This window comes from Streptomyces sp. NRRL B-1347 (assembly GCF_000720325.1).
Lineage (GTDB): Bacteria > Actinomycetota > Actinomycetes > Streptomycetales > Streptomycetaceae > Streptomyces.
In genome coordinates this window covers 1-20,201 of the sequence record NZ_JOJM01000074.1, presented here as the reverse complement: position 1 = coordinate 20,201, position 20,201 = coordinate 1, and the positions used below count along the sequence as shown (strand labels likewise).

Here is a 20,201-nt window from a genome sequence, read left to right as displayed (position 1 = left end):
TACGGGCTAGTCGCCGGAGTCCGCCGGACGGCCCCGGCCGCCCCATCGGAGCAACCCCTTCCAACTCGCCGCGGGCTCCGCCCCGGCGAGAGTTCCTGTCCTGCCGCTCGCGCCGGGGCTGCGGCGCGGCAGGGCGGAGGCCTCGTCGGCCTCGTCCGCCGCCGTGCCCGCGGTGCGCACGTCCCCGTCCGGTGGTCCGGCCCGCTCACCGGCCGCGCGGCGGGCGAGGGGCGGCGCCTGCGGGCCCGTCGCGCCGGGGCCGCCGACGGCGGCGCCCGTGCGGGCCCGCACCAGGAGGCCCTCGCCGAGCATCCGGGAGGCCTCCACGGTCACCGTGTAGACGCCGCGGCCCGCCATGAAGGCGATGTCGCGCGGGGTGCGGCGCCCGTCGGCGAGGAAGAGGATCTCCCGCCGCACGGCCGAGAGCCCGTCCGCCCGCGCCCCGGTGCCCGACGCCGGTACCAGCCGGTGCCGGTCGGGCAGGACCGCGGGCGACAGGGTGGTCAGCGCCGCGAGGCGGCGGGCGGCCTCCCGCAGCAGCGGGGCGGGCTCCTCGCCGTCGCCCGCGGCCGGGCCGGGTCCTGGCCCCGCGGCCGCCGTGGCGCATTCGGTGACCTCGCCCGCGAGCATCGCGAAGACCGCGTCCCGCAGCGCCATCACGCTGATGACCTGGAGTTCCGCGGCGCCGATGATGCCCCGCGCGACCAGCGCCGCACCGGGGCAGGCGGGGGCCGCGCCCCCGGCGAGGGCGTCGGTCCACTCCCGGTCGCTCAACCGCCCCGAGCGCAGCAGCAGTACCTCAAGCCCCGGGGCGCCGGGGCTGTCCGCCGCGACCACCCGCCCCCGGCTGAGGCGGAACACCCCGCCGGGCCTGCCGAGCACGCGCACGTCTCCGGTGACCTCGTCGTCCTCGCACCGGGCGAGGGTGCGGATCAGCAGCCCGTGCCCCACCGGGTCGAGGAGACCGCGAAGGTCCGACATCACTCCCCTTGCCTGCCGGGTTCGCCCGCCCGGCCCCGGTGCGCCCGGACGCGCTGCGACACGGGGCGCACAGAATTCACACTGATGCCCGAGACGGCATCGAGGGGGGCATGTCTACCAACCGGCGTGTGCCCTCCCGCGGCATTCGCACAATGTGACGGAATGTGGTCCGGCCCGCGGATCGGGAATCGCTTTCCTTTCGATCGAGCGACTGTTTACTTATGCTTCACCCATTCCGGGGAGACATTCGCTCATACGCCCGGAGTACCGCCGAAACACGTCAGGGAACGGACCCCGTACGGCACGGTCCTGTCGTTCTCAGGCAGCTTCCGATGGAATGCGCCAGGCCCTTCCGAAGATGTTGTGAAGGTGCATAACCTCCGCGTCACCGCAGCACGGCACGCAAGCCGCCGCGCCGCGAGGGGAGGGGAGCCCGGGTGTCCGGAATCGACGTGTGTCTGTACGAAGTCATGGCCCTGCCGGGTGCGCGGGGCGCCGCCCTCGTCGACTGGACGTGCGGTCTCGCGCTCGGCTCGGCGGGCGAACCGCCGCGCGGAGAGCCCGAGTCGGCGGCCGTCGAAGCGGCGGAGCTGGCCCGGCTCTCCGTGGAGTACGGCACCTTCCGGCCGCCGGACGACGAGGTGCCGCCGGGCCCCGGCGCGCACGGGGCCGTCGAGGACCTGATCGTCACCACCCGCACCGCCTACCACCTGCTGCGGTTCGTCGAGGCCGGCCACGAGAGCAGCGTGTTCCTGCATCTGTGGCTCGACCGCGACGCGGGGAACCTGGCCGTGGCGCGCCTGTGCCTCAAGGACGCCGCCCGACGACTGGTCCTGGAGTGAACGCGCCCGCGCCGCCGACGGTGCAGACGGCCCTGCCCACACGGTCCTCGACGCTGCTTCGCCTGGCCGCGGAGGGCGCCACCGGCGCGCTGCTGCGCGACACCGGGACGCTGTACCTCACCGAAGGCCTGGTCAGCCATGCCGAGAGCGCGTCGGCCCCCGGCGTCGACGTCCTGCTCGTCGCGGGCGGGCGGCTGCCCCGCGCGGTCTGGGACGAGGCGGCGGGCCGCGCGGGCCCCCGGCGGCAGGTCGGCGGCTATCTGGTCGCCGAGGGCCACCTCACCCCCGGGGAGCTGGAGATCTGCCTGCTGACCGCGCTGTACGACGCCGCGCTCTTCGCCCTGGCCCCGGGCGGCGGGCCCACCCGGTTCCGGCGCGGCGTCGGCCACGGCATCGGCACCGTGCGGCCCGTGCCCGCGGCGGCCGTGGAGCGGGAGGCGCGCCGCCGCAGACGGCTGCTCGACAGCGCCTGGCCGGGCCCGGCCATCGACACGGCGCCGCTGGTCCGGCGGGCGGTGCCGACCGGCGGGAGCGTGCCGCTGCGCCAGCGCGCGCTGCTCGACCTGGCCGACGGCCGCCGCACACCGGCCGATCTGTCGCGGCTGCTCGGCCGCCCGGTCTTCCACGTCCTGCTCGAAGTGCGCCGCCTGGCCGTCGCGGGCCTGATCGACCCGCCGCGCCCGGCGCCGCCGGGGCCCGACGTCCCCGACGTCCCCGACGTCCCGCTCCGGGACTCCCCCGTCGCCCGCTCGCTCGCGGCGCACGGCTCCGCTGCGGACGGCTTCGCCCCGCCCGACGTCGCCCTGCTCCGCCGGGTCCGCGATGCCCTGGAGTCCCTGTGATGCCCGCCGCCACGGGCCCCGGCGCCACGGGCCCGGGCGTGAGCGCTCCGTGAGGGGGCGGGCCGCATGGCGCCGCGCCTGGAGGAGGCAGCTGACGGCGGTGGAACCCGACGTGCTCGACGAACTCAGACGGCTGCGGGCCCGGATCCCGCAGCTGACCGGCGCCCTCGCGGCCGACACCGGCGGCCGCGTCCTGGCCCGGGACACCACCGACGAGGGGGCACAGCACCTCGCCGCCCTCACCGCGGACGCCCTCCAGGCGGCCCTGCGGCTCGCGGACGCCGCGGGCCAGGGACTCGCCGGGGAGCTCCTCGTCCAAGGCGAAGGAGGCTACGTCGCGGCGTACGCGGCGGGCCCCACCGCCGTCCTGACCCTCCTCGCGGAGCCGCGCGTCAATGTGGGCCGGCTCCACCTGGAGGGCCGCCGGTCCAGCGCCCGCATCGGCGAACTGCTCGACGGGGCGCTCGAACGACTGGAGAACTCCTGACCATGACTCCTCCCACAGCCCGCTCCACCAACAGACGAAAAGGAAGTGCGAGTCATATGTTCAACACCGAAACGGCTCTCAAAGAGGCGATGACCGCCATCGACGGCACCCTCGGTGTGGCCCTGGTCGACTACAGCAGCGGCATGGCCCTCGGCACCCTGGGCGGCAGCAAGGAACTCGACCTCACCGTGGCCGCGGCGGGCAACACCGACGTGGTCCGCGCCAAAGTGCGCACCATGGAAATGCTCGGCCTGAAGAGCGAGATCGAGGACGTGCTGATCACCCTCAGCGAGCAGTACCACCTGATCCGGCTGCTCAAGTCCCGCAACAACAGCGGCCTTTTCCTCTATCTGGCACTCGACAGGGACAAGGCGAACCTCGCGATGGCCCGGCACCAGCTCCGGCGCATCGAGGCGGAGCTGGACGTCTGACCGCGGCGGCGGACGGCGGGGGCGTGCGGGCTACTGCCCGTCCCCGCCGTGCGTGCCGTGGTGCCGGTCCTCCGTCCGGCGGTGGTGCTCCTCGGTCCGGCGGCGGTGGAGCTCGTGGCGCTCCTGGTGCCGCTCCTGATGCGCCAGGCGCCGGGCCTCCCGCTCCTCCAGGCGCTCCTGGCGGCGCTGCTCCTTCAGGCGCTGCCGCTCCGCCTTGCGGAGCTTGCGCTCGACGCCGACGCCGCCCATGAGGGCGAAGCCGGTGACGGTCACGCGCGGGGAGCCGGGCGTGCCCTCACCCGTGGCGTCGTCGCCGAAGCCGCCCATGATGCCGAAGCCCTTGACGGTGACGTTCAGTTCGGGCGGCACGGTGACCTGGATGCCGCCCATGACGGTGAAGCACCGGATGACGACCTCGCGCTCGGCGAAGCGGGCCTCGCGCAGGTCGATCTCGCCGCCGCCCCACATGGCGAACGAGGTGAAGACCCGGCCGACGGTCCAGCCGCCCTTGCGGTTGAAGCCGCTCCAGAAGGCGAAGGCGCCGCCGGAGGTGGGCTCGGCGCCCACGACCACGCGCTCCGACCAGTCGATCTCCGTGACGTCGCCGTCGGCGGGCCGCTTGACCAGGGAGGTCTTCGGGACGGCCGCGCCCGCGGCGGGCAGGTCCCGGGTGAGGGGCGCCAGGTCGCCGTACGTACGGGCCCGGTACACCGCGTCCACCCGCTCGTTGAACTCGTCCATGTCGAGGCGGCCCTCGGCCATGGCCTCGCGCAGGACCTCGGCGACGCGTTCGCGGTCGGCGTCGGAGGCGCGCAGCTCGGGGCTCGGCGAACCGGGGACGGCCGGGGGCGACGCGGGTGGCTGGGAAGACTCGGCGTCCGTCATACCCCGAAGCCTACGAGGTCCCCCGGTCGGCGTACATCTTGGCGATGACCGCCTCGATGTCCGGCTCGCGCACGGAGAGGTCGAGCAGCGGGTAGCGCGCGGCGACCGCGGCGACCAGCGGGGCCGCGGACGCGGCCGCGGGGAAGGCCAGCCACTGCCGCGGGCCCTCGGTGCGCACGACCCGCGCCGACTCGACCTCCAGGGGCGGCAGTTCGTGCTCCAGGTCCACGACCAGCATGCGCTCGCTCTGGCCCACCTCGTGGAGGCCGTCGAGCGGGCCGTCGTACATCAGGCGCCCGTGGTCGATGACCATGACGCGCTTGCACAGCTGCTCGATGTCGGTGAGGTCGTGCGTGGTGAGCAGGACCGTCGTGCCGGACTCGGCGTTCAGGTCGCGCAGGAAGCCGCGCACCTTCGCCTTGCTGACCACGTCGAGGCCGATGGTCGGCTCGTCCAGGTAGAGGACCTCCGGGTCGTGCAGGAGCGCGGCCGCGATGTCGCCGCGCATGCGCTGGCCGAGCGAGAGCTGCCGCACGGGGACGTCCAACAGGGCGCCCAGGTCCAGGAGTTCGACGCACCGGTCGAGGTTCTCGGCGTACCGGGCGTCCGGGATCCGGTACATGCGGTGCATCAGGCGGTACGAGTCGATGAGCGGCAGGTCCCACCACAGCGTGGTGCGCTGGCCGAAGACGACGCCGATGTGCCGGGCGAGCCGGGTGCGTTCGCGGGCCGGGTCGATGCCCGCGACCCGCAGCCGGCCGCCGCTGGGCGTGAGGATGCCGGTGAGCATCTTGATCGTGGTCGACTTGCCCGCGCCGTTCGGGCCGATGTAGCCGACCATCTCGCCGCGCGGCACCCGGAAGGTGATGCCGTCGACGGCCCGCACCTCGTGCCGTTCGCGGCGCAGGAAGCCGGTCTTCCTGCGGACGTCGAAGACCTTCTCGACGCCGTCGAGGGTGATGAACGCGTCGCTGTCCACGAAAGAGTCAGCTCCCTGTGCTGCGGTACGAGCGGAGTCCCGCGCGCCAGGCGAGGCCCGCGAGCGCGAGGCACGCGAGGGCCACGAGCGGCGGCGCGAAGGCGGCCCACTGCGGCAGGCCGAGCGGATAGGGGCGGCCGAGGACGTACAGGCCGGGCAGCCAGTTCACGAACGCGATCGGGACGACGAACGTGACCCCGCGCACCAGCTCGTCGGCGAAGACCGTCGGCGGGTACTGGAGCAGCGTGTTGCCGCCGTACGTGACGGAGTTCTGCACCTCGGAGGCGTCCTGGGCGACGAACTGGAAGGCCGCGCCGAGCACGAAGACCGCCGCGAAGATCCCGGCGCCGCTGATCAGCATCAGCGGGACGAGCAGGACCTTCAGGGGCGTCCAGGCGATGTCCACGCTCCAGAAGCCGTACGCGAGGACGAGCAGGCCCTGGACGATCCGGCCGACGCGGCGCAGCGCGAAGCGGTCGGCCGCGACCTGCGCGAGCACCGGCACGGGCCGGACCAGGAGGGTGTCGAGCGTGCCGTCCCTGACCCGGCTGCCGAGCCGCTCCATGGAGCCGAGGGCGAGGTCGGCCACGCCGAAGGCGGTGGACGCCGTCCCGTATAGGAAGGCGATCTCGCCGAGGCCGTAGCCGCCGAGCCGGTCCACCTGGGAGAACATCAGCAGGATCGCGACGAAGTCGAGAGCGGTGGCCGCGAGGTTCCCGAAGGCCGTCAGGGCGAAGGAGGCGCGGTACGCCATCGTGGAGCGGATCCACATGGCGGTGATCAGGCGGTAGGCGCGCACGCCCTCGCGGGTCCTGGCGAGAGGGCCCACCGGGGCGCCGAGGCCGCCGCGCTCCGTGCCCGCGCCGCCGGGCCCCCGCCCCCGCTCCCGCAGCCGCTCAGCCACCCTGGACCACCACCCGGCGGGTCGCCACGCCCTGGAGCAGCCGTCCCGCGGCGAGCAGCCCGGCCGCCCAGGCGGCCTGGAAGGCGTAGACCGCGAGCAGCCCGGCGCCCGTGTGCTTGCCGAGGAACACGTCCGCGGGCACCTGGATCAGCGCCGACCAGGGCAGGGCCCGGGCGATCTCGCCGAGGGCGCCCGGGAACACGTTCAGGGGCAGCAGCATGCCGGAGAAGAACGTGCCCGCGAGCCAGGCGATCTGGGCCATGCCCGCGCCGTCCAGGAGCCAGAAGGCGCTGAGCGCGACCAGGTAGCGCAGGGCGAAGCTGACGACGACGCCGAGCAGCACCGCGAGGAGCGTGGCGAGCCAGGTCAACGGATCTCTCGGCAGCGCGAGTTGGAAGGCGAGCGCCCCGAAGGTCATCGGCACCACTCCACGGCCCAGAAGGTGGAACGCGGCCCGGCCCAGATCGCTCGCGAGCCACCAGGTCTGGAGGTCGGCGGGCCGGTGCAGATCGGTGGCGACGTCGCCGGTGCGGATGCGCTCCATCAGCTCCGACTCGAAGCCTCCGCCCATCGCCGCGACGGTCATCAGGAGGGCCTGACCGAGCCAGACGTACGTGAGCGCCTGCGCCTGGTCGTATCCTCCTAGTCCGGGTCTCTCGTCCCAGAGGGCTTTGTAGGTGTAGGCCAGGATCACCCCGAACACGGTGTTGGTGAACACACCCGCCAGCGTCGCCATCCGGTATGTGGCGAATCTCCGGAAGTTTCCTCCGGCGACGGCCGCGTACAAGCGGAACCGTCCTGTTCTCACGCACATCCCTTTCAGAGAGCCTCGTCCCGCTTCCAGGCCGGGCGCCCGGACCGCGTGTCCGGACCGAAGCGCAGGAGCCTAATGTGAGCGGGGCCGTCCGTGCCAGGCAATTTCGCCGCGCGGCGCGTGCCTGGTCAGAAAGGCATGCGGAGACAGTGTGCAATGGGTCGTACGAGGCGTACGACGCGAACTGGGAGTTCCGCGAGACATGAGCAGCGACGAGCCGCAGCAGCAGCGTGGCCCCGGGCGCGGGCCCGCTGACGGGCCCGGGGAGCCCGCCGCCCCCGAGGACGGGCCTGCGGCCCCGCGCCAGGACGGCCCCGAGGGGGACCGCCGCCCCGCCGCCGAGCGCCGCCCGGGCGTCCCCGGCAAGGGTGACGGGGCCGCACGCCGGGGTGACCCCGGCGCGGCCCGCGGCCAGGGCGCGCCCGACCCCGCCACCCAGCAGATCCGGCCGATCACGGACCGCGAAGGGCCCGCCGCGCCGTCCCCCGGCAAGGGCGGCTCCGCGGCCCTGCGCAAGAACGGCTCCGGCGCGCCGCCCGAGGGCGGCCGGGGTGCCGCCGCGCACGATCCGGCGACCCAGCAGATCCGCCCCGTCCCGGCCGGCCCCAAGGGCGCCAAGGGCCCCAACGGTGCCAAGGGCGCCGCGGCGGCCAGCGCGGCCGGGGCCGGCCCCGCCACGACCCGGCTGCGGCCCGTGGGGCACGACGGTCCCGGTGCCCGGCACCAGGAGCCCGGGAACGGCAGGCCGCAGGGCTGGGCGCCCCGCGACCCCGACGAGGGCGGGGCGGGCGGCGGGGACGACGGCGGTGCGAACCCCGCCGGGCCCGTGGCGCCCGGCCAGCAGGGCAAGAAGGGCAAGAAGGCGAAGCGGCCCAAGCGCAAGGGCTGGCGGCGCCTCTTCCCGACGTGGCGGATGGTGCTCGGCGCCTTCATCCTGTTCATCCTGCTCGGCGTGGGCGCGTTCATGACGGGCTACTTCCTCGTGAACATCCCGCCGGCCAACGCCATGGCCACCAAGCAGAGCAACGTCTACCTGTACTCCGACGGCTCCGAGATCGCCCGCGACGGCAAGGTCAACCGCGAGAACGTGCCGCTCTCGAAGGTGCCCAAGAAGGTCCAGCACGCGGTCCTCGCCGCCGAGGACCGGGACTTCTACAGCGAGTCCGCCGTCGACCCGAAGGCGATGCTCCGCGCGGGCTGGAACACGCTCACCGGCAAGGGCAAGCAGTCCGGTTCGACGATCACCCAGCAGTACGTGAAGAACTACTACCTGGCGCAGGAGCAGACGGTCTCCCGCAAGGTGAAGGAGTTCTTCATCGCGATCAAGCTGGACCGCGAGGTGAGCAAGGACGAGATCCTCCAGGGCTATCTGAACACCAGCTACTTCGGCCGCAGCGCGTACGGCGTGCAGGCCGCGGCGCAGGCGTACTACGGCAAGGACGTGGAGGACCTGAGCGTCGGCCAGGGCGCGTACCTGGCGACCCTGGTGAACTCCCCCAACGCGTACGACGTGGCGACGCACCCGGAGAACAAGCCGCGTGCCGTCGGGCGCTGGAACTACGTCCTGGACGGCATGGTCAAGGAGGGCTGGCTCGACAAGGCCGAGCGGGACAAGGTCAAGTTCCCGATGCCGGAGCAGGCGAAGGGCGCGCCGGGCCTGTCCGGCCAGCGCGGCTACGTCGTGAAGGCCGTCGAGGACTATCTGATCGAGAACCGGATCGTCGACGAGGACGCCCTCAGCAAGGGCGGCTACCGCATCACCACCACGCTCCAGAAGCCCAAGCAGGACGCCTTCGTCAAGGCCGTCGACGAGCAGGTGATGTCGAAGGTCGACAAGAAGGCCCGCAAGATCGACAAGAACGTACGCGTGGGCGGGGCCTCGGTGGACCCGAAGACCGGCGAGGTCGTCGCGATGTACGGCGGCATCGACTACACCAAGCAGTTCGTGAACAACGCGACCCGGCGCGACTACCAGGTCGGCTCGACCTTCAAGCCGTTCGTGTTCACCTCCGCGGTGGAGAACGGCTCGACCACCCAGTCCGGCGCCCAGATCACGCCGAACACGCTGTACGACGGCAACAACCGCCGTCCGGTGCAGGGCTGGAGCGGCGGCTCGTACGCGCCCGCGAACGAGGACGACGTCAACTACGGCGACATCAGCGTGCGCGAGGCCACGGACAAGTCCGTGAACTCGGTGTACGCGCAGATGGCCGTCGACGTCGGCTCGGACAAGGTCAAGGAGACCGCGGTCGCGCTCGGCGTCCCGGCGAAGACGCCGGACCTGACCGCGTCCCCGTCGATCGCGCTCGGCCCGTCCACGGCGTCCGTCCTGGACATGACCGAGGCGTACGCGACGCTCGCCAACCACGGCAAGCACGGCACGTACACGCTCGTCGAGAAGATCAGCAAGGACGGCCAGGACATCGCGCTTCCGCAGCGGAAGACGTCGACGGCGGTGAGCCGTGAGGCCGCCGACACGACGACGTCGATCCTGCAGAGCGTGGTGCAGTCCGGCACGGGCCGCGAGGCGCTGAACGCGGGCCGTCCGGCGGCGGGCAAGACCGGTACGGCGGAGAACGACAAGGCGGCCTGGTTCGCGGGCTACACCCCCGACCTCGCCACCGTGGTCGCGGTGATGGGCCAGGACCCGGTCACCGCCGCGCAGACGCCGCTGTACGGGGCGCTCGGCGAGACCCGCATCAACGGCGGCGGCTACCCGGCGAAGGTGTGGGCGCAGTTCACCAAGGACGCCCTGGAGGGCAAGCCCGCCAAGGAGTTCGAGCTCCAGCTGGAGCCGGGCTCAGAGGAACCGGTCGCGCCGGATCCCGCGCAGTCGGCCCAGGATCCCGACGAGGGCGACGACACCGGCGGCGCGACGGGCGGCGGTGACGACGGCGGCCAGACCGACGGCGGCACCACGGACGGCGGCCAGGACGGCGGCCAGAACCAGGGCGGTCAGAACGGCGGCCAGCAGGGCGGCCAGAACGGCGGCGACCAAGGCGGCCAGCAGGGCGGTCAGAACGGCGGCGACCAGGGCGGCCAGGACGGCGGTCAGCAGGGCGGCGCGGACGGCGGCGCGGCGGACGGCGGCGGTGCCGCGGACGGCGGTGGTGACCAGGGCGGGGCCGCCCAGGGGGCCCTCGGCGGGCTCACCGTAGGACCGAGCGGGCGGGCCCGCGCCGACTGACGGTGCCGGTGCGCGGGGGCTGAGCGCCCCCGCGGCGGAGGCCGCTCGGGGGCGCCCCCGGTGGGGCTCAGTGACCGCTGGTCGCCTTGAGCCCCACGACGGCCACGAGCAGCAGGCACACGAAGAAGATCCGGGCCGCGGTGGTGGGTTCGCCGAGGGCGACCATGCCGACCACCGCGGCGCCCGCGGCGCCGATGCCGACCCACACGCCGTAGGCCGTGCCGATGGGGAGCGTCTTGGCCGCGTACGACAGCAGGACCATGCTCGCGACGATGCCCGCGCCGGTGAACACGCTCGGCCACAGGCGGGTGAACCCCTCGGTGAACTTCATGCCGATCGACCAGCCGACTTCGAGCAGACCGGCGACGATGAGCAGGACCCAGGCCATGACGGCACCTCCGAGAACGAGACTTCAGGGGGTGCGTCGTCTTTGCGGGGCCCGGTACGGCGCGTCTCGTCGGGGTGTCTCCACGGTAGCAAAGGGCAGACGAAAGGGCTGGTGACACTGGTCACCAGCCCTGGACACCCGCTACAGCTCCTGCGGGACCGCTACAGGTAGAGCCCCGTGGAGTCCTCCGAGCCCTCGAAGCGGTCCGCGGCCACCGCGTGCAGGTCGCGCTCGCGCATCAGCACGTACGCGGTGCCCCGCACCTCGACCTCGGCCCGGTCCTCCGGGTCGTAGAGCACCCGGTCGCCCGGTTCCACCGTGCGCACGTTCTGCCCGACGGCGACCACTTCCGCCCAGGCCAGACGGCGGCCGACGGCCGCGGTCGCCGGGATCAGGATGCCGCCGCCGGAGCGCCGCTCGCCCTCGGCGGTGTCCTGGCGCACGAGCACGCGGTCGTGCAGCATCCGGATCGGCAGCTTGTCGTCGTGGGTGCTTGATTCAGGTGTCTTGGCGCTCACGCCCCGAACCTACCTGCCCGCACGCGCCCTGTACGCCCCCGGGTCAGTCCTTGCGACGCCGGGAGCCGACGGCGACGAGCCCCACGAGGCCCACGACCACCAGGGCCACCGGCACGATCCGCTCCAGGCGCGGCTGGCCCTCCGGCGAGACGAGCTGGGCGCGCACGTCGGAGACGAAGCGGTTCGCCCCCACGTAGGCCCGGCCGAGGGTGTTGTCCACGCTGGCCGCGACCTTCGCCTTGGCGTCGCCGACGATCGTCTTCGGGTGGACCCGCACCCCGATCTCGTCGAGGGTCTCGGCGAGCTGCTCGCGCCGGCGCTTGATGTCCGCCTCGATCTGCGCAGGGGTCCTGGCATCCGCATCCGACACCGGGCTGCCTCCGTGGGGTGTGTACTTGTACTCGGACCTCCACAGTCTGTCAGCTTCGCCCGCACCGCACCCCACGGCACCCCTATTACGCTCGTCTCCGTCACCACAGCTTGGTGCGTACGCGCACCGTGAGGAGCCCAAGAATGAGCGAGCGACTGCAGCCCGGCGACACCGCCCCCGCCTTCTCCCTGCCCGACGCCGACGGCAAGCAGGTTTCCCTCGCGGACCACAAGGGCCGCAAGGTGATCGTGTACTTCTACCCGGCCGCCCTGACCCCCGGCTGCACCAAGCAGGCCTGCGACTTCACGGACAACCTGGACGCCCTCGCGGCCGCGGGCTACGACGTCATCGGCGTGTCCCCGGACAAGCCGGAGAAGCTCGCGAAGTTCCGCGAGAAGGAGAACCTGAAGGTCACGCTGGTCGGCGACCCGGCCAAGGAGACCCTGGAGGCGTACGGCGCCTTCGGCGAGAAGAAGCTGTACGGCAAGACGGTGACGGGCGTGATCCGCTCGACCGTCGTCGTGGACGAGGACGGCAAGGTCGAGCACGCGTTCTACAACGTGAAGGCCACCGGCCACGTAGCCAAGATCATCCGCGACCTCGGCATCTGATCCCCTTGACGCCTCGGCCGTCCGTGACTGTCCGATAGTCGGTTCGCTACTCCGTACGAGACCACGAACGCGTGGCCGGAAACGGAGGGGACCCGATGGGGACGAGCCCGTACACACGGGAACGGCTGGCCGAGGCGGCGGCGTCTTCGCGGACGCTGTCGGAGGCGCTGGGGAAGCTGGGGGTGGATCCGAAGGGGCCGTCGCGCCCGTACATCCGCCGGCGGATGAAGAAGCTGGGCGTGGATACGTCGCACTTCGTGCGGGAGAACGGGGCGCGATGGACGCGGGAGATACTGGAGCCTGCGGTGGCGGCGTCGAAGAGCGTGAACGACGTACTGCGGTATCTGGGCATCGGAATCGTGGGCGGCTATCACACCCACATCAGCCGCCGCATCACGGCGTACGGAATCGACACATCGCACTTCGTCGGACAGAAACGAACCGAGGCGATGCGGGACAACCGCAGAAGGCGGACGCCCTCGGAGATCCTGGTCGTGGATGCCTCCAGACGCGTGCCCAACACTCGACTCAAGCGGGCCATGGCAGAGCTCGGCGTTGTCAAGCAGTGCAGCCTGTGCGGAACCGGGCCTGAGTGGCTTGGCGAACCGCTGCCACTTGAGGTCGACCACATCGACGGCGACTGGCGCGACAATCGGATCGAGAACCTACGGCTGCTCTGCCCCAATTGCCACTCCACCACGGACACTTACCGGGGGCGCGGCAAGAGGCAGCTGCCATGAAGAAGGAGCCGCTGGTCCGCTATACGCGAGAGCTGCTGACGAAGGCGGCCGAGAACTGCTCGTCCATCGAAGAGGTCATCGCGTTCTTGGGAACGCGTCCCTACCGGAGCCTTCACCGCCACCTGTTCAAGCGGTTCGACCACTTCGGCATCGACGTAACACACCTCCGCCGCTGCGAGCGCCGCACCAGGCTGCGCACACGGCCTGAGGCAGCCGCTCTGCGTAAAGCCGTGGCGGAGTCCGAGTCTCTCGCCGGGACACTCCGGTTCCTGGAGCGGCCGAACAACTCGGCGCAGCGGAGCATGTTGCGCGACTGGATCGCCGAGGAACGCATAGACGCATCCCATTTCCTCGGCCAGGCGCACCAACGGGGCAAGCCCGGTACCACCCCGAGGAAAACCGCTGAGGCCATCCTGGTCAAACACGACGGCCGCCGCCGATCCCAGAGCTCTCTACTCCGGCGAGCCCTGCGCGAGGTCGGCGCCCCCGGGTGCTGCGACCAGTGCGGGACCCCACCCGAGTGGAACGGCAAACCCATGACCCTGGAGGTCGACCACATCAACGGGGACTGGAGCGACGACCGGCGGGAGAATCTACGGCTGCTTTGCCCCAACTGTCACGCGATTACCAGTACCTGGTGCAGAGGAGGTCAGCGACCACGCGCCAACAGGTGACCGGTACCATGGCGGGCACCAGCGGCGGTGGCGCAACGGCGACGCAGCAGACTTAGGATCTGTGGCCCTTGATCGGGCTTGAGGGTTCGAATCCCTTCCGCCGCACACAAATGGCCTGCGAATCGAAGCATCGACTCGCAGGCCACTCCATGCGCACCAGCCGTCAGCCCAGCAGTTCCCGCACCACCGGCACGAGGGCCCGGAACGCCTCGCCGCGGTGGCTGATCGCGTTCTTCTCGTCGGGGGTCAGCTCGGCGCAGGTCCGGGTGTCGCCCTCGGGCTGCAGGACCGGGTCGTAGCCGAAGCCGTTGGTGCCCGCGGGGGCGTGGCGCAGGGTGCCGCGCAGCCGGCCCTCGACGACGCGCTCGGTGCCGTCGGGCAGGGCGAGCGCCGCGGCGCAGGCGAAGTGGGCGCCGCGGTGGGCCTCGTCGATGTCGCCGAGCTGGGCGAGCAGCAGGTCGAGGTTGGCCTTGTCGTCGCCGTGGCGGCCGGCCCAGCGCGCGGAGAAGATGCCGGGCGCCCCGCCGAGCACGTCGACGCAGAGCCCGGAGTCGTCGGCGACGGCGGGCAGACCGGTGGCCCGCGCCAGGGCGTGCGCCTTGAGCAGGGCGTTCTCGGCGAAGGTGACCCCGGTCTCCTTGACGTCGGGGATCTCGGGGTAGGCGTCCGCGCCGACGAGTTCGTGGTCGAGGCCCGCGGCGGCGAGGATCGCCCTGAGCTCGGTGACCTTGTGGGCGTTGCGGGTGGCGAGGATGAGACGGGTCATGCGACCAGTATCCGTCCCGTCACCGGGACCCGGTCGCACGGCCGACCGGCGCCCCCGCCGCCCCGCCGCGTCAGTTCGTGCAGGCCTTGGTGACCTTGCCCGCGGCGTTCGCCATCGGGCGGAGGTCGGGCGTCTTGTCGCCGTTGTCGACGGCCTTCTCGACGTTGTCGACGGCCTTCTGCATCTCGTCGACGGCTTCGCTGATGTCCTCGTCGTCCTCGTGGTCCCTGCGGATGTCGTCGAGGTCGCCCCTGATCTTGTCGAAGCGCTTCTCGGACTTCCGGTCCGGGTAGAGGACGGCGTCCTGGGCGGCCTGCCGCAGGGCGTCGGCGCCGTCCGAGACGGCGTCGGCCGCCTTGACGCAGTCCACCGCGTCCTTCGGGTCGCAGGCGACGAGGCCGAGCGTCGCCGGAACGGCGATCAGAGCGGTGGTTATGGCGACGGTGACACGGCGGTGGCGCACGGCCATGGATGGTTCCCTCCCGTTATGCGGTGTGCGAGCGTGCGGTCGTACCCGCACGCTCCACCTCATAGAACGCCCGTGGTCGGCGGGACGGTTGCTCGCCGGGAGGCGAACCCCTTTACATCGACGGCTACTTGGCCGAATCCAGTGCCTGGAGCTGGAGCGCGGTCAGCTCCGCGCAGCCGCCTACGGCGAGGTCGAGCAGCGCGTTCAGCTCGTCGCGCGCGAACGGCTCGGCCTCCGCGGTGCCCTGCACCTCTACGAACCGGCCATCGCCGGTGCACACCACGTTCATGTCGGTGTCGGCCTTGACGTCCTCCTCGTAGGCGAGGTCGAGCAGCGGCACGCCGCCGACGATGCCGACGGACACGGCGCTGACCGTGCCGGTGAGCGGCTTGCGGCCGGGCTTGATGAGCTTCTTGCCCTGCGCCCAGGTGACGGCGTCGGCGAGTGCGACGTACGCGCCGGTGATGGCGGCGGTGCGGGTGCCGCCGTCGGCCTGGAGGACGTCGCAGTCGAGGACGATGGTGTTCTCGCCGAGCGCCTTGTAGTCGATGACGGCGCGCAGCGAGCGGCCGATGAGGCGGGAGATCTCGTGCGTGCGGCCGCCGATCTTGCCGCGCACGGACTCGCGGTCGCCGCGGGTGTTGGTGGAGCGCGGCAGCATCGAGTACTCGGCGGTGACCCACCCCTCGCCGCTGCCCTTGCGCCAGCGGGGCACGCCCTCCGTGACGGAGGCCGTGCAGAAGACCTTGGTGTCGCCGAAGGAGACGAGGACGGAGCCCTCGGCGTGCTTGCTCCACCCCCGCTCGATGGAAACGGGACGAAGCTGTTCGGGGGTACGACCGTCGAATCGAGACATGCGGTGAGCCTATCCGGCGCCGGGGCCCCGTTTATCGGCCTGCGGCCTCGTCCTCAATCGCCGGACGGGCTCGGAGATCCAGCCCGTCCCGCGATGGAGGACGAGCCGCGAAGCGGCGATCGACGGCGCCCCGCGCCAGCATGAAGGCCCCGTTCCGGTCAGGGGGAACGGGGCCTTCACGGGACCGGCAGCGCCCGGTCTCACATCATGTCTTCGATCTCCGCCGCGATCGGGTCCGCGTCCGTGCCGATGACGACCTGGATCGCCGTGCCCATCTTCACGACACCGTGCGCGCCCGCGGCCTTCAGGGCCGCCTCGTCGACCAGGCCCGCGTCGTTGACCTCCGTGCGGAGACGGGTGATGCAGCCCTCGACCTCTTCGATGTTGTCGATGCCGCCGAGCCCGGCAACGATCTTCTCAGCCTTGCTGGCCATTGCTTACTCCCTGCTGTGAAAGGACGCGGCCACGACACCGTAGGTCCGCTTTGTCACGGTAACGCACGGTTGGCCCATCTTCGCGGGCGGTCACGGCAGCCGCACTCCATCATGACGATCAAGGTGTCGTCCCTGACCAGGGGGCCACCGCACACCCGCCCGCAACTGGTCTACACCAGTTTTCAACGACCGCCAAACTGGCCGGTTCCAGGAGGAACGCCGATGAGTTCGGACGCCGCCGCGGTACCGCAGAAGAAGTGGTGGAACGGCCTGTTCCAGGGCCTGCAGAAAATGGGCCGCAGCCTCCAGCTGCCCATCGCCGTGCTGCCCGCCGCAGGCATCCTGAACCGGCTCGGCCAGCCGGACGTCTTCGGCGACGACGGCCTGGGCTGGACGAACGTGGCCAAGGTGTTCGCGGCCGCGGGCGGCGCCCTGCTCGACTCCTCGCTCGGCCTGCCGCTCCTCTTCTGCATCGGCGTGGCGATCGGCATGGCGAAGAAGGCGGACGGCTCCACCGCGCTCGCCGCCGTCGCGGGCTTCCTCGTCTACTACGCGGTGCTCCGCGCCTTCCCCGACGACTGCCCCGCGGGGGCCGACTTCGCGGGCGCGGGCATGTGGAGCGGCGTGTGCGTCGCCGAGGACGGCACATCGGCGCAGGCCGCGTACCAGAATCCAGGGGTCTTCGGCGGCATCGTGATGGGCCTGCTCGCGGCCTGGTTCTGGCAGCGCTACCACCGGGTGCGCCTGGTGGACTGGCTGGGCTTCTTCAACGGCCGCCGCCTGGTGCCGATCATCATGGCCTTCATCGGCCTGGTCTTCGCGGGCCTGTGCGTCTGGGTCTGGCCGCCCATCGGCGACGGGCTCACCAGCTTCTCCAAGTGGCTGGTGGACCTCGGCTGGCTGGGCTCGGGCATCTTCGGCGTGGCCAACCGCGCGCTGCTCACGATCGGCCTGCACCAGTTCCTGAACACCTTCGTCTGGTTCCAGTTCGGCGACTACACCAAGCACGACGGCACCGTGGTGCACGGCGACATCAACCGCTTCCTCGCAGGGGACCCGACGGCGGGCCAGTTCACCTCGGGCTTCTTCCCGATCATGATGTTCGCGCTGCCCGCCGCCGCGCTCGCCATCACGCACGCGGCCCGCCCCGAGCGCCGCAAGGTCGTCGGCGGCATGATGCTCTCGGTCGGCCTGACCTCCTTCGTCACCGGCATCACCGAGCCGATCGAGTACTCCTTCCTCTTCATCGCCCCGCTCCTGTACGCGATCCACGCGGTGCTCACCGGTGTCTCGATGGCGGTGACGTGGGCGCTCGGCGTGAAGGACGGCTTCAGCTTCTCGGCGGGTCTCATCGACTACGTCATCAACTGGAGCCTGGCCACCAAACCGTGGTTGATCATCCCGATCGGGCTCGCCTTCGCGGTCGTCTACTACGCTTTGTTCCGCTTCGTCATCCACAAGTTCGACCTGCCCACTCCGGGCCGCGAACCGGAAGAAGAGGCAAAGGCGTTGGACGCAGAACAGACCAAGGCGTAGAGCTCAAGCGGAACCCCGAACTGAGCCTCCGAAAAGGCCCTGAGACCCTGTGGTCCCGGGGCCTTTCGCCATGCTTGTGACGGTATGGCCCACCCCACAGGAATCGCGGGTTCCTTATGCCGCCTTGACCGTGTTACAACAGGTCTACACCACTGAGTGGTGTAGACCACCTGGATGCTGTCGCACCCCCCGAACTGTCCCCTGACAGCACCCGCACATGGAGGAAGTCATGAGTACGGCCACCGCCAAGGCGGCGCCCGCGAAGAAGCGGGGCGCCGGCCTCTTGCAGGGTCTGCAGAAGGTCGGCCGCAGCCTGCAGCTGCCCATCGCCGTGCTGCCCGCCGCGGGCATCCTGCTCCGCCTCGGCCAGCCGGACGTGTTCGGCGCGGACGGCCTGGGCTGGGGCAAGGTCGCCACGGTCTTCGCCACCGCCGGTGACGCCGTCTTCGCGAACATGCCGCTGCTGTTCTGCATCGGTGTCGCGATCGGCTTCGCGAAGAAGGCGGACGGCTCGACCGCGCTCGCCGCGCTCGTCGGCTTCCTGGTCTACAAGAACGTCCTGACCGCGTTCCCGGTCACCGAGGCGAAGATCACCAAGGGTGCGGACGTCGCCGCGACGTACAACGACCCCAAGGTCTTCGGCGGCATCATCATGGGCCTGATCTCCGCCGTGGTCTGGCAGAGGTTCCACCGCACCAAGCTGGTGGACTGGCTCGGATTCTTCAACGGCCGCCGTCTGGTCCCGATCCTGATGGCCTTCATCGGCACCGCCCTGGGTGTCGTCTTCGGCCTCGCCTGGGGCCCGGTCGGTGACGCGATCACCAGCTTCGGCGAGTGGATGACCGACCTCGGCTCGGTCGGCGCGGGCATCTTCGGCGTGGTCAACCGCGCGCTCCTGCCGGTCGGCATGCACCAGTTCGTGAACACCGTCGCCTGGCAGGAGATCGGCTCCTTCACCGACTCCGCGGGCGCCGTCTGGCACGGCGACATCCAGCGCTTCATGCACGGCGACCCGACCGCGGGCCAGTTCATGTCCGGCTTCTTCCCGATCATGATGTTCGCGCTGCCCGCCGTCGCGCTCGCCATCACGCACACCGCGCGCCCCGAGCGCCGCAAGGTCGTCGGCGGCATGATGATGTCCCTCGCGCTCACCTCGTTCGTCACCGGCATCACCGAGCCGATCGAGTTCGCGTTCATGTTCATCGCCCCGGCCCTGTACGTGATCCACGCGCTGCTCACGGCCGTCGCCATGACGGTCACCTGGGCGCTCGGCGTGCACCACGGCTTCACCTTCTCCGCCGGTGCCATCGACTACGTCCTGAACTGGAAGTTCGCCGACAAGCCCTGGCTGATCATCCCGATCGGCCTCGTCTTCGCGGCCGTCTACTACGTGGTCTTCCGCTTCGCGATCGTCAAGTTCAACATCCCCACCCCGGGCCGTGAGCCCGAGGAGGAGATCGAGGACCTGACGAAGGCGTAGCCGCTCGGACAGCGCGAAGGCCCCGGAACCGCTTGGGTTCCGGGGCCTTCGTCGTGGTGCCGGAGCGGGCTGCCGCGGGGGCGTATCGATACAGCGCCTCAGACCTGGTACGACGCTCCGGGCGCGGCCAGCTCCGTCGGACCTTCGAACACGGCGCGGGCGTCCGCGAGGTTCACCGCGGGGTCCGTCCACGGCGGGATGTGGGTGAGGACCAGGCGGCCGACGCCCGCGCGCCGGGCGGACTCGCCCGCCTCGCGGCCGTTGAGGTGCAGGTCCGGGATGTTCTCCTTGCCGTGCGTGAACGCGGCCTCGCACAGGAAGAGGTCGGTGCCGGTGGCGAGTTCGTCGAGCGCCTCGCAGGGGCCCGTGTCGCCGGAGTACGTGAGCGACCTGCCGCCGTGCTCGACGCGCACGCCGTACGCCTCGACCGGATGGCAGACCTTCTCGGTGCGCACCGAGAACGGGCCGATGTCGAAGGCGCCCGGCTTGACCGTGTGGAAGTCGAAGACCTCGCTCATCGACGACGCGGAGGGCGTGTCGGCGTACGCCGTGGTCAGGCGCTGCTCGGTGCCCTCGGGGCCGTACACCGGGATGGGCGCGCAGCGGCCGCCCTCGTGCCGGTAGTAGCGGGCCACGAAGTACGCGCACATGTCGATGCAGTGGTCGGCGTGCAGATGGCTGAGGAAGATCGCGTCGAGGTCGTACAGACCGATGTGGCGCTGCAGCTCGCCCAGGGCGCCATTGCCCATGTCGAGCAGCAACCGGAAGCCGTCGGCCTCGACGAGGTAGCTCGAGCAGGCCGAGTCCGCGGACGGAAACGACCCCGAGCAGCCGACGACGGTGAGCTTCATATAGCTGGAACCTCCGCGCTGGCGGTCGGGGGAATTCGGGGGCGTGCGGTCCGACGAGCGTAAGGCGCGAAACGGCACCTCGCTCCTCCGTCGTGGGCCGTTGTGGGCGAACTCACCTGGGCTGTCACCGGTTCGGGGGGCCGGGCGGGGGTGGGG

The 20,201-nt window shown here is 71.4% G+C and carries 23 protein-coding genes, 1 tRNA gene and 1 riboswitch; of the genes, 11 read left to right on the top strand and 13 right to left on the bottom strand.

Annotated elements, in window-relative coordinates:
- Positions 1-6 precede the first annotated feature (6 nt).
- Positions 7-981, bottom strand: a complete 975-nt coding sequence (locus IG74_RS46620) for a hypothetical protein (protein WP_051856251.1) — start codon at positions 979-981, stop codon at positions 7-9.
- A 437-nt stretch (positions 982-1,418) separates the two neighbouring features.
- Here IG74_RS46620 and IG74_RS0138045 point away from each other — a divergent pair, with 437 nt between their 5' ends.
- The 4 genes from IG74_RS0138045 to IG74_RS0138030 all read left to right on the top strand — a co-directional run bounded on the left by IG74_RS0138045 (position 1,419) and on the right by IG74_RS0138030 (position 3,583).
- Positions 1,419-1,823, top strand: a complete 405-nt coding sequence (locus IG74_RS0138045; protein WP_030686851.1) for a hypothetical protein — start codon at positions 1,419-1,421, stop codon at positions 1,821-1,823.
- Positions 1,820-2,665 (top strand): transcriptional regulator, encoded by an 846-nt coding sequence (locus IG74_RS0138040; protein WP_234334578.1) that lies wholly within the window; start codon positions 1,820-1,822, stop codon positions 2,663-2,665. Before IG74_RS0138045 ends, IG74_RS0138040 begins: the two co-directional genes overlap by 4 nt.
- Positions 2,666-2,765: 100 nt before the next feature.
- Positions 2,766-3,152: a roadblock/LC7 domain-containing protein gene (locus IG74_RS0138035; RefSeq protein ID WP_420710012.1), complete on the top strand. Its 387-nt coding sequence runs from the start codon at positions 2,766-2,768 to the stop codon at positions 3,150-3,152.
- 56 nt (positions 3,153-3,208) lie between these two features.
- Positions 3,209-3,583, top strand: a complete 375-nt coding sequence (locus tag IG74_RS0138030; RefSeq protein ID WP_030686844.1) for a hypothetical protein — start codon at positions 3,209-3,211, stop codon at positions 3,581-3,583.
- Positions 3,584-3,613: 30 nt separating this feature from the next.
- Here the strand turns inward: IG74_RS0138030 and IG74_RS0138025 are convergent, their stop codons facing one another.
- The 4 genes from IG74_RS0138025 to IG74_RS0138010 form a co-directional block, all read right to left on the bottom strand.
- A complete protein-coding gene (locus IG74_RS0138025; RefSeq protein ID WP_051856249.1) occupies positions 3,614-4,468 on the bottom strand; it encodes a DUF1707 SHOCT-like domain-containing protein in 855 nt (284 codons plus the stop codon).
- A 10-nt stretch (positions 4,469-4,478) separates the two neighbouring features.
- Positions 4,479-5,447, bottom strand: a complete 969-nt coding sequence (locus tag IG74_RS0138020) for an ABC transporter ATP-binding protein (protein WP_030686839.1) — start codon at positions 5,445-5,447, stop codon at positions 4,479-4,481.
- Between the two features lie 7 nt (positions 5,448-5,454).
- Positions 5,455-6,276 (bottom strand): ABC transporter permease, encoded by an 822-nt coding sequence (locus IG74_RS0138015; protein ID WP_051856253.1) that lies wholly within the window; start codon positions 6,274-6,276, stop codon positions 5,455-5,457.
- 67 nt (positions 6,277-6,343) lie between these two features.
- Positions 6,344-7,165, bottom strand: a complete 822-nt coding sequence (locus tag IG74_RS0138010) for an ABC transporter permease (protein ID WP_030686835.1) — start codon at positions 7,163-7,165, stop codon at positions 6,344-6,346.
- A gap of 202 nt (positions 7,166-7,367) precedes the next feature.
- Here IG74_RS0138010 and IG74_RS0138005 point away from each other — a divergent pair, with 202 nt between their 5' ends.
- Entirely contained in the window at positions 7,368-10,352 is a 2,985-nt protein-coding gene (locus tag IG74_RS0138005) for a transglycosylase domain-containing protein (protein ID WP_420710011.1), read from the top strand.
- 67 nt (positions 10,353-10,419) lie between these two features.
- Here the strand turns inward: IG74_RS0138005 and IG74_RS0138000 are convergent, their stop codons facing one another.
- From IG74_RS0138000 to IG74_RS0137990, 3 genes are all read right to left on the bottom strand, one after another.
- Positions 10,420-10,740: a DMT family transporter gene (locus IG74_RS0138000; RefSeq protein ID WP_030686831.1), complete on the bottom strand. Its 321-nt coding sequence runs from the start codon at positions 10,738-10,740 to the stop codon at positions 10,420-10,422.
- 30 nt (positions 10,741-10,770) lie between these two features.
- Positions 10,771-10,835, bottom strand: a riboswitch (guanidine-III (ykkC-III) riboswitch).
- 66 nt (positions 10,836-10,901) lie between these two features.
- Positions 10,902-11,204: a GroES family chaperonin gene (locus tag IG74_RS0137995; protein ID WP_051707732.1), complete on the bottom strand. Its 303-nt coding sequence runs from the start codon at positions 11,202-11,204 to the stop codon at positions 10,902-10,904.
- Between the two features lie 97 nt (positions 11,205-11,301).
- The gene (locus IG74_RS0137990) at positions 11,302-11,628 is read right to left on the bottom strand and encodes a DUF3618 domain-containing protein (protein ID WP_030686826.1); all 327 of its coding nucleotides are present in this window, start codon (positions 11,626-11,628) and stop codon (positions 11,302-11,304) included.
- Between the two features lie 143 nt (positions 11,629-11,771).
- On the opposite strand from IG74_RS0137990, the gene bcp reads away from it, so the two are divergent.
- From bcp to IG74_RS0137970, 4 genes are all read left to right on the top strand, one after another.
- Positions 11,772-12,239 carry a thioredoxin-dependent thiol peroxidase gene (bcp, locus tag IG74_RS0137985; RefSeq protein WP_030686824.1) on the top strand — a complete coding sequence of 156 codons (468 nt, stop codon included), beginning with the start codon at positions 11,772-11,774 and terminating at the stop codon, positions 12,237-12,239.
- A gap of 95 nt (positions 12,240-12,334) precedes the next feature.
- Positions 12,335-12,979 carry an HNH endonuclease signature motif containing protein gene (locus IG74_RS0137980; RefSeq protein WP_030686822.1) on the top strand — a complete coding sequence of 215 codons (645 nt, stop codon included), beginning with the start codon at positions 12,335-12,337 and terminating at the stop codon, positions 12,977-12,979.
- Positions 12,976-13,653, top strand: coding sequence for an HNH endonuclease signature motif containing protein (locus IG74_RS0137975; RefSeq protein WP_030686820.1), 678 nt, complete (start codon positions 12,976-12,978; stop codon positions 13,651-13,653). The genes IG74_RS0137980 and IG74_RS0137975 overlap by 4 nt, the downstream gene beginning before the upstream one ends.
- 21 nt (positions 13,654-13,674) lie before the next feature.
- A tRNA-Leu gene (locus tag IG74_RS0137970) sits at positions 13,675-13,758 on the top strand.
- Between the two features lie 58 nt (positions 13,759-13,816).
- On the opposite strand, the gene rdgB is transcribed toward IG74_RS0137970, so the two are convergent.
- The 4 genes from rdgB to IG74_RS0137950 all read right to left on the bottom strand — a co-directional run bounded on the left by rdgB (position 13,817) and on the right by IG74_RS0137950 (position 16,178).
- Entirely contained in the window at positions 13,817-14,419 is a 603-nt protein-coding gene (rdgB, locus tag IG74_RS0137965) for an RdgB/HAM1 family non-canonical purine NTP pyrophosphatase (protein ID WP_030686816.1), read from the bottom strand.
- 70 nt (positions 14,420-14,489) lie between these two features.
- The gene (locus IG74_RS52415; protein WP_030686815.1) at positions 14,490-14,888 is read right to left on the bottom strand and encodes a hypothetical protein; all 399 of its coding nucleotides are present in this window, start codon (positions 14,886-14,888) and stop codon (positions 14,490-14,492) included.
- A 124-nt stretch (positions 14,889-15,012) separates the two neighbouring features.
- Positions 15,013-15,744 (bottom strand): ribonuclease PH, encoded by a 732-nt coding sequence (gene rph / locus IG74_RS0137955; RefSeq protein ID WP_030686813.1) that lies wholly within the window; start codon positions 15,742-15,744, stop codon positions 15,013-15,015.
- A gap of 200 nt (positions 15,745-15,944) precedes the next feature.
- Positions 15,945-16,178, bottom strand: a complete 234-nt coding sequence (locus tag IG74_RS0137950) for a glucose PTS transporter subunit EIIB (RefSeq protein ID WP_030686811.1) — start codon at positions 16,176-16,178, stop codon at positions 15,945-15,947.
- Between the two features lie 222 nt (positions 16,179-16,400).
- Here IG74_RS0137950 and IG74_RS0137945 point away from each other — a divergent pair, with 222 nt between their 5' ends.
- Complete coding sequence (locus IG74_RS0137945) at positions 16,401-17,714, top strand: PTS transporter subunit EIIC (protein WP_030686809.1); 1,314 nt, start codon at positions 16,401-16,403, stop codon at positions 17,712-17,714.
- Positions 17,715-17,943: 229 nt separating this feature from the next.
- The gene (locus IG74_RS0137940) at positions 17,944-19,194 is read left to right on the top strand and encodes a PTS transporter subunit EIIC (RefSeq protein WP_030686807.1); all 1,251 of its coding nucleotides are present in this window, start codon (positions 17,944-17,946) and stop codon (positions 19,192-19,194) included.
- A gap of 98 nt (positions 19,195-19,292) precedes the next feature.
- Here the strand turns inward: IG74_RS0137940 and IG74_RS0137935 are convergent, their stop codons facing one another.
- Positions 19,293-20,045: an MBL fold metallo-hydrolase gene (locus tag IG74_RS0137935; protein WP_030686804.1), complete on the bottom strand. Its 753-nt coding sequence runs from the start codon at positions 20,043-20,045 to the stop codon at positions 19,293-19,295.
- Positions 20,046-20,201 lie beyond the last annotated feature (156 nt).